The sequence below is a fragment of the Arthrobacter sp. CMU6 genome, from assembly GCF_059090205.1.
This window is the reverse complement of sequence record NZ_JBNHFL010000029.1, coordinates 54,920-68,691: the sequence shown is the minus strand read 5'-3', so window position 1 is coordinate 68,691 and position 13,772 is coordinate 54,920. Positions and strand designations below refer to the sequence as shown.

At 66.3% G+C, this 13,772-nt stretch carries 14 protein-coding genes and 1 tRNA gene; 10 read left to right on the top strand and 5 right to left on the bottom strand.

The features are described from left to right. From AC5RWD_RS18500 to AC5RWD_RS18475, 6 genes are all read left to right on the top strand, one after another. A partial coding sequence (locus AC5RWD_RS18500; protein ID WP_494021404.1) for a hypothetical protein occupies nucleotides 1–282 on the top strand: 282 nt, incomplete at its 5' end. A 142-nt stretch (nucleotides 283–424) separates the two neighbouring features. Then, nucleotides 425–1,993, top strand: a complete 1,569-nt coding sequence (locus tag AC5RWD_RS18495; protein WP_494021399.1) for an NCS1 family nucleobase:cation symporter-1 — start codon at nucleotides 425–427, stop codon at nucleotides 1,991–1,993. 26 nt (nucleotides 1,994–2,019) lie between these two features. Continuing rightward, nucleotides 2,020–2,763 carry an aspartate/glutamate racemase family protein gene (locus AC5RWD_RS18490; RefSeq protein ID WP_494021398.1) on the top strand — a complete coding sequence of 248 codons (744 nt, stop codon included), beginning with the start codon at nucleotides 2,020–2,022 and terminating at the stop codon, nucleotides 2,761–2,763. A 45-nt stretch (nucleotides 2,764–2,808) separates the two neighbouring features. Further along, the gene (locus tag AC5RWD_RS18485) at nucleotides 2,809–3,570 is read left to right on the top strand and encodes an SDR family oxidoreductase (RefSeq protein WP_494021397.1); all 762 of its coding nucleotides are present in this window, start codon (nucleotides 2,809–2,811) and stop codon (nucleotides 3,568–3,570) included. A gap of 150 nt (nucleotides 3,571–3,720) precedes the next feature. Beyond that, on the top strand, nucleotides 3,721–4,086 hold the full coding sequence (locus AC5RWD_RS18480) for a putative endonuclease domain-containing protein (RefSeq protein ID WP_494021396.1): 366 nt from the start codon (nucleotides 3,721–3,723) through the stop codon (nucleotides 4,084–4,086). Nucleotides 4,087–4,275: 189 nt separating this feature from the next. After that, on the top strand, nucleotides 4,276–5,754 hold the full coding sequence (locus AC5RWD_RS18475) for a cation:dicarboxylate symporter family transporter (RefSeq protein WP_494021395.1): 1,479 nt from the start codon (nucleotides 4,276–4,278) through the stop codon (nucleotides 5,752–5,754). 164 nt (nucleotides 5,755–5,918) lie between these two features. On the opposite strand, the gene AC5RWD_RS18470 is transcribed toward AC5RWD_RS18475, so the two are convergent. The 3 genes from AC5RWD_RS18470 to AC5RWD_RS18460 form a co-directional block, all read right to left on the bottom strand. Continuing rightward, a complete protein-coding gene (locus AC5RWD_RS18470; RefSeq protein ID WP_494021394.1) occupies nucleotides 5,919–6,320 on the bottom strand; it encodes a sterol carrier family protein in 402 nt (133 codons plus the stop codon). Between the two features lie 29 nt (nucleotides 6,321–6,349). Beyond that, a complete protein-coding gene (locus AC5RWD_RS18465) occupies nucleotides 6,350–7,366 on the bottom strand; it encodes an asparaginase (protein WP_494021393.1) in 1,017 nt (338 codons plus the stop codon). Between the two features lie 93 nt (nucleotides 7,367–7,459). Next, entirely contained in the window at nucleotides 7,460–9,037 is a 1,578-nt protein-coding gene (locus tag AC5RWD_RS18460) for a molybdopterin-dependent oxidoreductase (protein WP_494021392.1), read from the bottom strand. 90 nt (nucleotides 9,038–9,127) lie between these two features. On the opposite strand from AC5RWD_RS18460, the gene purD reads away from it, so the two are divergent. Together purD and AC5RWD_RS18450 are read left to right on the top strand one after the other, a co-directional pair. Continuing rightward, nucleotides 9,128–10,459, top strand: a complete 1,332-nt coding sequence (purD, locus tag AC5RWD_RS18455; protein ID WP_494021403.1) for a phosphoribosylamine--glycine ligase — start codon at nucleotides 9,128–9,130, stop codon at nucleotides 10,457–10,459. A 2-nt stretch (nucleotides 10,460–10,461) separates the two neighbouring features. Further along, a complete protein-coding gene (locus AC5RWD_RS18450) occupies nucleotides 10,462–11,400 on the top strand; it encodes a phosphoribosylaminoimidazolesuccinocarboxamide synthase (RefSeq protein WP_494021391.1) in 939 nt (312 codons plus the stop codon). 82 nt (nucleotides 11,401–11,482) lie between these two features. Here the strand turns inward: AC5RWD_RS18450 and AC5RWD_RS18445 are convergent, their stop codons facing one another. Then, entirely contained in the window at nucleotides 11,483–12,745 is a 1,263-nt protein-coding gene (locus AC5RWD_RS18445) for a helix-turn-helix domain-containing protein (protein WP_494021390.1), read from the bottom strand. Nucleotides 12,746–12,878: 133 nt separating this feature from the next. Here AC5RWD_RS18445 and AC5RWD_RS18440 point away from each other — a divergent pair, with 133 nt between their 5' ends. Then, on the top strand, nucleotides 12,879–13,112 hold the full coding sequence (locus AC5RWD_RS18440; RefSeq protein WP_306925732.1) for a hypothetical protein: 234 nt from the start codon (nucleotides 12,879–12,881) through the stop codon (nucleotides 13,110–13,112). A 100-nt stretch (nucleotides 13,113–13,212) separates the two neighbouring features. Further along, entirely contained in the window at nucleotides 13,213–13,572 is a 360-nt protein-coding gene (locus AC5RWD_RS18435; RefSeq protein ID WP_494021389.1) for a hypothetical protein, read from the top strand. Between the two features lie 49 nt (nucleotides 13,573–13,621). Here AC5RWD_RS18435 and AC5RWD_RS18430 read toward each other — a convergent pair. Continuing rightward, nucleotides 13,622–13,698: transfer RNA gene (locus AC5RWD_RS18430), tRNA-Pro, on the bottom strand. Between the last annotated feature and the right edge of the window lie 74 nt (nucleotides 13,699–13,772).

The window sequence follows — 13,772 nt, the reverse complement described above, 5'->3', positions numbered from 1 at the left end:
GGACTCAACCCACTCGGCGGTCTCTTCCGGATCACGATCAGGCAGCTGGTTAGTCAACCCGCTGAGGATATGGGAGGTATCTTCTCCTGCAGCCACGGCAGCCTCGTTTCATCTTTGAATGTTGGGCTCATGTTTTCGTATTGTGAGAAAACATTCTTGCTATTCGAGATTATCCGCCATATCGGAGTGGGGTCAAACGGGACAGTGGATGCGGGTGCAATCCGGCCCGAGAGTGAGCTGTTTCTGCAGATTGTGACCATCATCAGAGCTGGCGCATCTTGACCGGAGGTGATGCAGGTCATACGCTTATTTCACTATTCAACAAGTTTATTTCGCTATGTGGAATAACAGCAATGATCGTCCGACGACTGATCGTCCGACCGAGGGCTCACCACCGCGAAAACCCAAGAAACTGGAGAACCAGATGCATACGACTCCACCAGTCGGCGTCGAACCGGCTCCCGCTCCGACAGCGTCGTCGGGCCAGCCCGTTCACCAGGCCGCGGCCACCGACGCCCTGTGCGAAGCGGCCAGCGCTGCAGCCGGCCGCGACATCAGCCCGGCCCTCTACAACGCCGACCTCGCACCCACCAAGCGGCAAGGGCGCCGCTGGACCGGGTACAGCATCTTCACCCTCTGGGCGAACGATGTGCACAGCCTCGGAAACTATGCGTTCGCCGTCGGACTCTTTTCCCTGGGCCTCGGAGGCTGGCAGATCCTGACGGCCCTGGCCATCGGGGCGGCCCTCCTCTTCGTCCTGCTCAGCTTCTCCGGATTCATGGGGCAGAAAACGGGCGTTCCGTTTCCCGTCATGAGCCGCATCAGTTTCGGCATCCGTGGCGCCCAGCTCGCAAGCCTGCTGCGCGGCGCGGTGGCAGTGGCGTGGTTCGGCATCCAAACGTTCCTTGCCTCGGTGGTGCTCCGGGTCATGCTGGTGGCCATGATCCCGTCCCTCCATGACCTGGACACCAACTCCATCCTCGGCCTCTCCACGCTGGGCTGGATCTCCTTCGTGGGGCTGTGGATCGTACAGCTCGTGATCGTCAGCTTCGGCATGGAGATGATCCGCAAGTACGAGGCCTTCGCCGGTCCGGTGATTCTGGTGACGATGGTCCTGCTTGCTGTCTGGGTCTTCATCGAGGCGCGCGGGTCCGTCCAGTGGACCGGCATCCGGGGCCTCGAGGGTGGCGAGATGTGGCGGACCATCTTCGCTGGCGGCGCCCTCTGGGTCTCCATCTACGGAACGTTTGTCCTGAACTTCTGCGACTTCACCCGCTCCGCTGTGTCCAAAAAGTCCATCGTGCGCGGCAATTTCTGGGGCATCCCCATCAACATGCTCCTCTTCGGCGCCATCGTGGTGGTCCTCGCCGGCGGTCAGTACAAGATCAACGGCACCATCATCGAGACGCCGTCGGACATCGTCCAGAGCATCCCCAACACCCTGTTCCTGGTGCTGGCCTGCCTGGCGATCCTCATCCTGACCATCGCGGTCAACCTCATGGCCAACTTCGTCGCCCCCGTGTACGCCCTCACCAATCTCTTCCCCAAGCGGCTCAACTTCCGCCGGGCAGCCTGGGTTAGCGGCACCATCGGCCTGGTCATCCTGCCGTGGAACCTCTACAACAACCCCCTCGTGATCGTCTACTTCCTGGGCGGCCTGGGTGCACTTCTCGGCCCCCTGTTCGGCGTGGTCATGGCCGACTACTGGCTGCTCCGCCGTGGAAAGGTCAACGTCCCCGAGCTCTACACCGAGAACCCTGATGGTGCCTATTTCTACAAGCGGGGCGTCAACCCGCGGGCGATCATCGCCCTGGTGCCGGCGGCGGTCCTGGCAATCCTGGTCGCCTTCCTCCCTGCCTTCGAGGCGGCCGCACCGTTTGCCTGGTTCTTCGGCGCCGGGGTCGGCGCACTCAGCTACTACGTGATCGCCGACCGCAGGCAGCGCTTTGAGGACGTCGACGGCGAGGCCATCGCCGTCGCCAGCACCCACTAAGAGCCACCCGACCCAAGGAGGAAACCATGCGCATACTCGTTGCGAACGTCAACACCACCCAGTCCATGACCGACTCCATCGCCGCCCAGGCACGCAGCATCGCGGCACCCGGCACCGAGATTGTCGGGATCACGCCGCGCTTCGGCGCGGACTCCTGCGAAGGAAACTTTGAGAGCTACCTGGCCGCGATCGCCGTGATGGACCGGGTGGTCAGCTATCCCGAACCCTTCGACGCCGTCATCCAGGCCGGCTACGGCGAACACGGCCGGGAGGGGCTGCAGGAGCTGCTGGACGTGCCCGTCGTCGACATCACCGAGGCGGCAGCCAGCACGGCCATGTTCCTGGGCCACAAGTATTCCGTGGTGACCACCCTGGACCGCGCGGTGCCCCTCATCGAGGACCGGCTGAAGCTGGCCGGCCTCGACGCGCGCTGCGCTTCGGTGCGGGCCAGCGGGATGGCCGTGCTGGAACTGGAGGAGGAGCCGGAGCGGGCGGTGGAGGCCATCATCAGCCAGGCGCTGCTCGCGGTCCGGGAGGACAAGGCCGAGGTGATCGTGCTGGGCTGCGGCGGCATGGCGGGCCTGGACGAACAGATCCGGCAGCGCGCCGGAGTGCCGGTTGTCGACGGCGTTGCGTCCGCCGTGACCATCGCCGAGTCCCTGGTCCGGATGCAGCTGTCCACGTCCAAGGTGCGGACATACGCAACGCCGCGGCCCAAGACCGTCATAGGCTGGCCGCTGGTGGCTGACAACGTTTCCGCCACCGCCTGAGGTGCCAATCACCGCACAGGTTCCAACAACTCCAGGAGAAGCAACATGACCGTTCCACCGACGACGGGACGGGTTGCCGTCGTGACCGGTGCCGGTTCCGGCATTGGACGGGCAGTGGCCCGGCAAATGCTGGCGGGCGGTTACCGGGTGGCCCTGGCCGGCCGCCGCGAGCCGCAGCTCCTGGAAACAGCGGACGGGCATCCGGACGCGCTTGCGGTTCCGTGCGATGTCACCGTGCCCGACGACGTCGAACGCCTTTTCGCCGCCGTCCTCCGGCGCTGGGGCCGGGTGGACGTCCTGTTCAACAACGCCGGCGTCTTCGGCCCGGCGGCGTCGGTGGATGAGATCAGCCTGGCGGACTGGGAAGCCACCGTGGCCGTGAACCTGACCGGTTCCGTGCTGTGTGCCGGGGCTGCCGTCCGGGCGATGAAAGCGCAGTCGCCGCAGGGCGGGCGGATCATCAACAACGGCTCCATCTCGGCGCACTCACCCCGGCCGCGGACCGTCGCCTACGCCGTCACCAAGCACGCCATGACCGGGCTGACCAGGAGCATCGAGCTCGACGGCCGGGAGTTCGGGATCACCTGCGGGCAGATCGACATCGGCAACACCGCCACGGAAATCATGGACACCATCGGGGTCGGCTCGGGGGCGCTCCAGGCCGACGGGAGCCGCCGGGTGGAACCGATGTTCCCGGTGGAGGACGCTGCCAGGGCAGTGCTGATGATGGCCGGGATGCCGCCGTCGGCCAGCGTGGGCTCGGTGGTCATCACAGCGGCGGGAATGCCCTTCATCGGCCGCGGCTGACCTGTCCTCGCTTCCTTCCGGCCCCGTCCTTCCCCGTCGCTCCGACCAGTTGATTTTGCCGCCCCGCAGCGGCGAGTACCTGGACAAAAACTCGCGACCGTGAAGGTCCGCATGTGGATAACGTCCCGCAGGCCTTCCCGGGGTGCCTCAATGGAGCTTGACCAGATTGTCACCGCTGCCCTGGTCACGGCAGCGGAAGTCCAAGGCGTTCCGCTGCCGCCATGGGCGGAGTTCAGTCCCGACGACGACGGCGGGCCGGTGACCGCCGTCGTCGAACCTGTGCCATGGGGCAAGAAAAGCGGTCCGCACTTCCGGGAGCCCGGACGGTTCCTTCACCTGTCCAGGGAGAACGGCGGCGCGCTTCCCCGCCGCCGGGGCATCGCCGGTCGACGTGTTGAACGGGCCCGTCTGGACGGATCTGGGTGCCCGAGGTACAGGACCTGCATCGAGTATGAGGGGCGCCATCACCTGACGCCCGAGCAGCAGGCGCTGCGCAAGCAGGGCTGGCAGCGGTGAGAGTTTTGTCCGGATATTGGCACCTGGAGGGCCTCTCACTCCCAATAAGTGGACAAAAACTCGATTGTGACCGGCCAATCCGATTCCGCATCGTGAAAACTCAATTTCCTCTTGCGGAATTGTGTGACCGGGGTTACGTTGGAAACAGACCCCGATCCGGGGCAGTTCCCAATTGATAGGTACAGATCAATGAAGATCCCAGATTCCTCGGCGCTGAAGGCGAGTTCGGCGCCGTCGAAGAAGAAGCCCCTCTATAGGTCGCTCTTCTTCCAAATTCTGATCGCCGTCGTGGCAGGTGTTCTCATAGGGCATTTCTGGCCGGACCTAGGCGCTCAACTGAGGCCGCTCGGTGACGGCTTCATCCAGCTCATCAAAATGATCATCGCGCCGCTGATCTTCCTCGTGATCGTCACGGGAATTTCAGCCGTCGGCGACGTCAAGGCGGTCGGAAGGGTAGGAGTCAAGGCTCTTCTCTACTTCACAGCGGCCACACTTTTCGCCCTGGTCTTCGGCCTGGTTGTCGGCAACGTCGTCCAGCCCGGAGCGGGCCTGAACATCGATCCGAGCACCCTGTCCCAGGAGGCCCTCGACGCCAAGACCGGCCACGCCGTGCCGAAGGACGCAGCGGCCTTCATTTTGGACGTCATCCCCACCAGCGTCATCGGCGCCTTCGCCAACAACAGCCTGCTGCAGGTCCTCTTCTTCTCCGTGTTCTTCGGCGCCGCCATCGTCGTCATCGGCCGCGAGCGGTGCCTGCCGGTCGTCAGCCTCATGGAGACCGTCCTCGAGCTCATTTTCAAGATCATGTCCTGGATCATGAAGGTTGCTCCAATCGGTGCCTTCGGCGCGATGGCCTTCATCATCGGCCAGTACGGGCTGGACACCCTCGGCACCTACGCGATGCTGATCGCAGCCTGCTACGGCGCCGCGGTGGTGTTCATCGGGCTCCTGTTCGTGGTGGCCTGGAGCTTCGCCCGGGTTCCGCTGTGGCAGTTCCTCAAGTACACCCGAGAGGAATTCCTGCTGGCCCTCGGCACCGCCTCCACGGAGGCCGTGATGCCGCGCATCATGACCAAGCTGACCAACGCCGGATGCTCCCGGGCCACCACCGGCCTGGTGGTCCCCACGGGCTACTCGTTCAACCTGGACGGTGCGGCGATCTACCTGTCCATCTCCCTGCTGTTCCTCGCGCAGGCCTTCGGCCACCACCTGGACCTCGGCCAGCAACTCGCGGCCCTCGGCGTCCTGCTGCTGACCTCCAAGGGCATGGCCGGCGTTCCGGGATCGTCCTTCCTGGCGCTGTCCGCCACCGCGGCTGCCTTGGGAATCTTCCCGGTGGCCGGCGTTGCCCTGCTCCTCGGGGCGGACCGGCTCATGGACTCCATGCGCGTGGTGGTCAACCTGCTGGGCAACTGCGTGGCCACCTTCGTGGTCTCCAAGTGGGAAGGCCAGTTCGACCGCAGCGTCATGGTCCGGGCGTTCCGCGGCGAGATCACCAACCACGATTCCGCCGTGATGCTCGGTGTGGAGGAGGACTTCCAGGAGCAGGAACTGGAACGGATCAGCGGAGGCGGGCAGGCTTCGCCCAAGTTCCGCGGCGGTCCCAACCCGGGTGAGATGCCCGAGCTCCAGATGACCAGGCCGTCCGCCGCCATCAACCACGAGTAACAAGACGGAGTTTGTCCAGATAATCGCCGCTGAAGGCCCCCGAAGTCGCGATATCTGGACAAAAACTCCAGAGGATGGAGGCAGGATCCCGCCCGGGCTTGGCAATTCAGGCTTGGGCGGGATCCTGCTTTTGTCGCGCTTGGCGTCCTGCTGCGTCGCGGCGCCTAGAGCGGGAGCAGTGCCGACAGGTCCGCCCGCAGGCCTGACGCGGCCACGCGTCCGGCTCCGACGGCGTCGGCCCAACTCAGCCGCCCGGTCACCATCGCCAGCCAGGTGGCGGCGTCGCACTCGATGACGTTCGGGGGAGTGCCGCGGGTGTGCCGCGGGCCCTCCACGCACTGGGTGACTCCGAACGGCGGCACCCGCACCTCCACCGAATTCCCCGGCGCCCGGGCGGTGACCTCCTCGAGGGAGTACCGGACCGCCATCGCAATCACCGAACGGGGAACCGCAGGCGCGGCGGGTGCGCCCGGAGCAGCGTCCGACGGCGGGACGGCACCTTCCGCCCATTCGTTCAGTGCCGCTTGGCCGTCGGCCGGGTCGATTCTGCGGCGCGCAACTGCCACCGGTGCCTCCTTGAAAAGCTAAAAGTACGTTAGTCCAGCAGTGCCGAGACGGCGTGGCCCAAGCGGATCTTGCCCACGGGACGGCCGCCGCCGAGGACCGGCTCCACCACCTTCTCGAGCACGCTGGACACCCCCGGGATGTCGACCGCTCCGCACGCTGCCAGCAGGGTCAGCCCCACCAAGGAGGTGGCCCGCAGGTTGCCGTCGAGCATCTTGAGGGCCACGGAAACCCCCTGGGAGGTGGCCATGACCAGGATGCCCTCGGCGCCGATCTTGGCGATGACGTCCAGCTCCTCCATCACGATTGTGTTGGCTTCGCCCTTGCCCTGGACCGCCCACGGGTAGTCCAGCATGGAGGTCGCGATGGTGGCGGCGCGGGCGTTGGCGGATTTGTCGGACGGGGCCTTGGCGAGCAGGGAGTACGCGCGAGCCAGGCCGGTCAGCGAGATCGCCGCTACCGGTGCGCCGCAGCCGTCGATGCCCAGGTGCGCGATCTGTTCGCCGGAGTACTCCTCGATTACGGTGCGGATGCGCTGCTGCAGCGGGTGGTTGGGTTCCAGGTAGCTGTGCGTGTCCCAGCCGTTTTCCGTGCAGGCCCACAGGAAAGCAGCGTGTTTCCCCGAACAGTTGAAGGCCAGCCGGGACTTGCCCCGCTCAGACCGCGTCAACCAGGTCCGTGCCGTCTCGTCCTGCGGCCACGCGGCGGGGCACTGCAGCTGGTCCTCCTTGACGCCCGCGGCCTTGAGCATGCCCTCGACGACGTCCATGTGGTCGAGGGATCCCGTGTGGCTGGCGCAGGCGAGGGCAACCTGGGCGCCGCGCAGCGGAACGCCGGACTGCATGGCCGCCAGCGCCTGCAGCGGCTTGAGCGTGGACCGGGCCAGGATGGGGGTGGAGATGTCGCCAAGCTGAGTGACCACGTGGCCGTCAGCGGCGAGCACCACGGCCGCCCCGATATGGCGGGACTCCACAAATCCGCTTCGTTCAACCACGGCGAGTTCGACAGCGGAATCCACAGTGAACGTGGCGTGCGAATTTAGGCCCATGGCCCCAGTCTATGGTGCGGCAGGGGCATTCTTTCGGAGCCGTCCGGGGCGGCTGGCCGGCGAAGACGCCCGGCCAAGGCGCCGCTGAACCGGCTATTCAACCGTGACCATGACCGACTGCCAGCCGGAAGCACCGTCAGGCACGGGGTCGGCGCGCTTCTCCGTCTGCACCTCGCCACTCCCGTCCGTGGCCCGCACCTTGATGTAGTGCGAACCCGGCTTGGCGTCCCAGTCGAAGGACCATTGGCGCCACGTGTCCACGGAAGCCTCGTCCGAGAGCACGGCCTCAGCCCAGCCGCCGCCGTCGATCTGCACCTCGACCCTGGTGATGCCCCGGGTCTGCGCCCATGCCGTGCCGCCGATGGCCACGCGCCCGGCGGGGACCACCGCGAAGGACTTAGGGACCTCCACCCGGGCCATCGTCTTGATGGGGCCGCGCTCGGACCAGCCGCGCTGGGTCCAGTAGGCCTTGCTGTCGGCGAAGCGGGTCACCTCCAGATCCACCACCCACTTCGTGGCGGATACAAAGCCGTACAGTCCCGGAACTACCATGCGCACGGGGTAGCCGTGTTCCAGCGGCAGCGGTTCGCCGTTCATGCCGATGGCGAGCATCGCGTCGCGGCCGTCCTGCAGGACCTCCAGCGGGGTGGAGGCGCTGAATCCGTCGATGGAGGTGGAGAGGACCATGTCCGCGCCGGCGGTGGGCCTGGCCCGATTGAGTACCTCGCGGATGGGCAGTCCCAGCCACCTGGCGTTGCCGGCGAGGTTGCCGCCCACCGGATTCGAGACGCAGGTGAGGGTCACATGGGACTCGACCAGATCGGCGTCGAGCAGGTCCTGGAAGGTGAGCCGGACCTCTTCCTCCACGAGTCCGTGCACGCGCAGTTCCCACTCCTCAGCCTTAATCTCCGGAACGCTGAGGGCAGTGTCAATCCGGTAGAAGTCCTTCCCGGGCGTCAGCCACGGCGTCACGCCGGGCGTGGCGGACTGCACCCCGGCGGGCACGGCGGCCGCGGGCCGGACGGGCGCCGGCAGCCGGAGTGACTCCCGGGTCTGCGCCACGTTGCTGCGCGCGGCGCTGAGCAGCCGGCCGCCGGTGGCGGCGATGCCCGCGGCGGCGGCCGTGATGCCGGTCGCCGCGAAGAAGGCCCGGCGGGAGGTGGCTGGCCGCTCCGGGGCCTTGGCGGCGACGTCGGACGGAGAATCAGGGAATGCCCGCAGCCGCCACAGCCGTGACACCAGCAGCCGCAGCACCACCAGCCCGGCCGCGGTTCCCGCCAATGAGGGCAGGGCATCCAGATGCCTTACTCCCGCGCGGGTCACCACGCTGGCCACAATCACCGCGCCCATGAACATCACTCCGGCAGCCCCCAGCGCCCATTTCCGGTAGGCCACCGCACCGAGCACGCACGCCAGCACGAAGATCGTCAGGCCCATGCCGGCGAAGAGCGCGGCCTTGTCATTGGTGCCGAATGTCGCAATCGCGAAGTCCTTCAGCCACGGCGGCGTGAAGTCGATGAACGTCGAGCCCAGGGCAATCAGGGGAGTGGCGCGGGCGGTGAAGAACGCCCCCAGCAGTTCCGCAACTGAAAGTACGACGGCGGCGGCGGCCACCCCGGCGAGGGCCGCCAGTGCGGCTGGTCCCCTGAACCATCCCATGAGCTTCTTCATGGCATTGGTTCGTAGCTGCCGGCTGTGCGGATGGTCCGGTCCGGTCACAGCTTAGGAGCGAGCACGGTGCACAAAGTACGCTTGGAGACTGTGAAGGTACTCGTCATTGGCCCCGGCGGCCGCGAACACGCCATTGTCCGCTCCCTCCTTGCCGACCCCAACGTTTCCGAAGTCCACGCGGCTCCGGGCAACGCCGGCATCAGCAAGCTCGTCCCCACGCACGCAATCAACGGGAACGATCCGGACGCAGTGGCGGCGCTCGCCACCCGGCTCGATGTCGACCTGGTGGTGGTCGGTCCCGAGGCGCCCCTCGCCGCCGGTGTCTCCGACGCCGTGCGCGAGGCCGGCATCCCGGTGTTCGGCCCGAGCAAGGCGGCTGCCCAGCTCGAGGCCTCCAAGGCGTTCGCGAAGCAGGTCATGGCCGAGGCCGGCGTTCCCACCGCCATGGCGCTGGTGGCTGCCAACGCGGATGAGGCTGCCGCGGCGCTGGACACCTTCGGCGCACCCTATGTGGTCAAGGATGACGGCCTGGCCGCCGGCAAGGGCGTAGTGGTCACCAACGACCGGAACGAGGCCCTGGCCCACGCCCAGAGCTGCTTCGATGCCGGCGGAACCGTCGTCATCGAGGAGTTCCTGGATGGCCCCGAGGTCTCCGTGTTCGTCCTGTGCGACGGCCGCAACACCATGGCCCTGTCCCCGGCGCAGGACTTCAAGCGCATCTATGACAACGACGAAGGCCCCAACACCGGCGGCATGGGCGCGTACACGCCACTCGACTGGGCTCCGGACGGCCTCGTCCAGGAGGTCATCGACCGCATCGCCCAGCCCACCGTGGACGAGATGGCCCGCCGTGGCACTCCGTTCGTCGGCGTGCTGTTCGTCGGGCTGGCGCTGACCAGGCGCGGCACGCGCGTCATCGAATTCAACGTCCGTTTCGGCGACCCCGAAACCCAGGCGGTGCTCGCACGGCTCAAGACGCCCCTCGGTTCCCTTCTGCTGTCAGCCGCCAAGGGCGAACTGGACCAGGCAGAAGAGCTGCGCTGGTCCAAGGACACGGCAGTCGCCGTCGTCGTCGCCTCGGAAAACTACCCGGACACCCCGCGCACCGGTGACCGCATCCGCGGGCTCAAGAAGGTGGACGAGCTGGACGGCGTCCACGTGATCCACGCCGGAACCAAGCTCGACGACGAGGGCAAGGTGGTCTCCGCCGGCGGGCGCGTGCTGGCCGTGGTGGCGCTGGGATCCGACCTGGTGGAGGCCCGGGAAAGGGCGTACGACGGCGTGGAGCTGGTGCAGCTGGAAGGCGCCCAGTTCCGCACGGACATCGCAGGCAAGGCCGCACGCGGTGAGATCAAGGTGCCGGCCGCCGTCGCGGCCCCCACGGCTGCCCAGGCCGGCTCCGCTTCGGAAGAGAAGGCGTGACAGTGGCTGAACAGGAAGGCCCCCGCGGCCTGGACACCCCGCACATTGAACTGCCCGGCTGGAAGCACGTCTATTCGGGCAAGGTCCGCGACCTCTACGTCCCGGCCAGCGAATCCATTAACGAGCAGTTCGGGCAGGAATGCGTGCTGGTGGTGGCGAGCGACCGCATCAGCGCCTACGACCATGTGCTCAGCAGCGAGATCCCGGACAAGGGACGGATCCTGACCCAGCTGAGCCTCTGGTGGTTCGACCAGCTGGACGTTGAACACCACGTCCTGGCATCCACCGTGGAGGACGGCGTACCGGCCGCGGTCGAGGGCCGTGCCATGATCTGCAAGAAGCTTGAAATGTTCCCGGTGGAGTGCATCGCCCGCGGCTACCTCACCGGCTCCGGCCTCGTGGAGTACCGGAGATCCGGCACCGTCTGCGAGATTCCGCTGCCGGAAGGGCTGGTGGACGGCTCCCGCCTGGAGCACGCCATCTTCACCCCGTCGGCCAAGGCCGAGGTGGGCGAGCACGACGAGAACATCACCTACGACGCCGTCGTGTCCATCGTGGGCGACGACATTGCCGCGCGCCTGAGCGAACTGACCCTTGGCATCTACACCAAGGCCGAGGAGATCGCCCGCGAACGCGGCATCATCCTGGCCGACACCAAGGTGGAGTTCGGCTACGACGTCGTGAACGGCGCCATCACGCTGGGCGACGAGGTCCTCACCCCGGATTCGTCCCGGTTCTGGGACGCCGCCACCTACGAGCCCGGCAAGGCGCAGCCGTCCTACGACAAGCAGTTCGTCCGGGACTGGCTCACGTCCGAGGCATCCGGCTGGGACAAAGCCTCCGACACGCCGCCGCCAGCCCTGCCCGCGGACATCGTGGAGCGCACCCGCGCCCGCTACGCGGAAGCTTACGAGAAGCTGACCGGCCGCAGCTTCAGCTAGGCATTGAACACGCTCAGGGCGCCCCCGGGAAATAGTCCCTGGGGCGCCTGACGTTTACGCCCGACGTTTAAGCGTGCAGCTGCTAGCTGGCCTCGGCCGCGGCGGCACGGCGCTGGGCGAGCCGGATCTCCAGCACCGCATCGAGGGCCTGCTGGACGCGGTCCTGCGCACCGGCGGCGCTGAATTCCTTCTGCGCCTCCTCCAGGTGCACCAATGCCTCATCGGCTTCGCCCGCGGCCTTCAGCGACTTGCCGAGCAGCAGCGAGACTTCGCCGGCGGTGTGCCTGGCCAGGTCGGCGCGTTCGGCGTGAATCTCGCGGAGCTTCTGCACGGCGGCCACGATGTCGCCAGTGAGGTAGAGCCAGCGGGCGCGGATGAAGGCCACCTCCAGCTGGTCCGTCTTGTTGCCGCCGACGATGGACAGCGCGAGCTCAGCGCGTTCAATGGCGGACAGGGTCTCCGGCTCCACGATTCCGGAGGAGAGGCGGACGGCGGCCGACGCCTTGTTGAATCGGGCCCAGAGCTCGATGTCGTTGGCGGGGGAGAGCAGCTTGGCGGCCCGCTCGTGGTGCTTGATGCCCTCCGGGTAATCGTGCCGCATGAACGCGACGTTCCCGATCACCCAGGCCACCTCGCCCGCGAGCTGGGACATCGAATGCTCATCCATCTGCTCATTCATGTCCTGGCAGTACTTCCAGGCCTCATCCAGCCGGCCGCTCTCGGCCAGGGCGCCGATCAGTGCACGGAGCGCGCCGATGATCAGCGTGGAGCCCTTGGGCAGCTGTGCGCACAGCTCCACCGCCTTCTCGGCGTGCTCGACGGCGGTGCTGAGCTGTCCCTGTCCGTGGCACAAGGCGGCGAGCATCTGGCGCGCCCGGACACCGAGGCCAGCAGATTCGGTGGCCATCGGGTGCTCGGACAGGTGCTCCATGATCTTCTGGCATTCCTTGAGCTGCCCCTGCTTCATGAGGCATTCGGCCTGCATGTAGGTCATGTTCCACCAGGCGCTGGTGTTCTTGCCGTCGAGGGCTATCCGGGCCGCATTGGCCGCGTGCTCGGCCGCGAGGGCGTAGTCGCGCAGGTCCCAGGCCTGCCGGGCGTAGAGTCCGGCCAGCACGTATTCGGCGTCGCTGACCGAGATGGGCTGGCTCCACGCTTCCAGCGCCTTGGGCGCGAGCTCAAGCCTGCGGGCGAGCTCTTCGATGACGTCGGCTGTGGGTTCCCGCCGGCCTGTCTCCAGCAAGGAAATGTAGCTGGGGGAGTACAAATCTTTGCCCAGTTCGGCCTGGGTCAGTCCGCGCTCCAGCCGCTCAGCGCGCAGCTTCTCCCCGAATCCGTTACCCACTGGGGTTCCTCCTATTCCGGACAGCCTTTGTACAGAATGCTTGACACCCTCTGTGGAAAACATTTTACAATGTATGTCAACAAGGACTGTGCTGACTTGCCAACGAATCCGACTCGTATTGAGGAACTCTCACATGTTGAAGAAGATAGCAGCCGCCGCCGTTTTGGCGGGGGCCCTCGCATTTTCTGCTGCGGCTCCCGCCGTTCTGTCTGCTGGCTCGATCGCGGACAACGCGGGCACCTCGGTTGCCATTGGCAACTGGCCGGATCCGATGCGCGTCAAGGACGTGAACAAGACCACTATCGGCAATTGGCCTGATCCCATGGTGTCAAAGACCACCATCGGCAACTGGCCTGATCCTATGTAAACAGCTTCCATGAGGAGAACGGCCCCGGAACATGCGCACATCATGTTCCGGGGCCGTTTTTCTTTCCACCAGCAGCAACCGTAACCAAGGAGTGGGGACCATGACACGGAGAGAGACCGACGGCCTGCAGCGGGCCTTTTTCCTCTGGACCATCGCCGGCACGTCACTGATCGTGGCGGCCGCTGCCGGTGCCGCAATAGTTGAGGTGTTCACGGGGACGGCCGACGCCGGGACGTTCGTTTGGGGGATGATCGGCATTGCGGCGCTGCTGGAGTCTGTGGTGCTTTTCGGCGTCGGTCTCCGCCTGCGTCACTGCTACCTGAACCAGGTCCGGGGCTACGAGAGCCGGGGCGACTACCTGGCGGATGACGGATCGCGCCGGCCCAGGATCCCGCTGCTCGGCGACGGGCAGGCCACCCAGAACATCCACAACCAGGGCCCGGGCGGGCCTGGACAGTAATTGCAGGAACAGAAAAGAGGGCCTCCCTGGGGGAGACCCTCTTTCCTTTTGGTCGGGATGACAGGATTTGAACCTGCGACCTCTTCGTCCCGAACGAAGCGCGCTACCAAGCTGCGCTACATCCCGATCCGCTGCTGCGAAAGCAACTAAACAAGGATATCCGATACCTGGGCAACATGCGAAATCGAGGCGGGGAAGGG

Coding starts and splice junctions, on each gene's coding strand:
- AC5RWD_RS18495 (WP_494021399.1), top strand. CDS start 425: ATGCATACGACTCCACCAGTCGGCGTCGAACCGGCTCCCGCTCCGACA.
- AC5RWD_RS18440 (WP_306925732.1), top strand. CDS start 12,879: ATGTTGAAGAAGATAGCAGCCGCCGCCGTTTTGGCGGGGGCCCTCGCA.
- AC5RWD_RS18475 (WP_494021395.1), top strand. CDS start 4,276: ATGAAGATCCCAGATTCCTCGGCGCTGAAGGCGAGTTCGGCGCCGTCG.
- AC5RWD_RS18435 (WP_494021389.1), top strand. CDS start 13,213: ATGACACGGAGAGAGACCGACGGCCTGCAGCGGGCCTTTTTCCTCTGG.
- AC5RWD_RS18465 (WP_494021393.1), bottom strand. CDS start 7,366: ATGGGCCTAAATTCGCACGCCACGTTCACTGTGGATTCCGCTGTCGAA.
- AC5RWD_RS18460 (WP_494021392.1), bottom strand. CDS start 9,037: ATGAAGAAGCTCATGGGATGGTTCAGGGGACCAGCCGCACTGGCGGCC.
- AC5RWD_RS18490 (WP_494021398.1), top strand. CDS start 2,020: ATGCGCATACTCGTTGCGAACGTCAACACCACCCAGTCCATGACCGAC.
- AC5RWD_RS18480 (WP_494021396.1), top strand. CDS start 3,721: ATGGAGCTTGACCAGATTGTCACCGCTGCCCTGGTCACGGCAGCGGAA.
- AC5RWD_RS18485 (WP_494021397.1), top strand. CDS start 2,809: ATGACCGTTCCACCGACGACGGGACGGGTTGCCGTCGTGACCGGTGCC.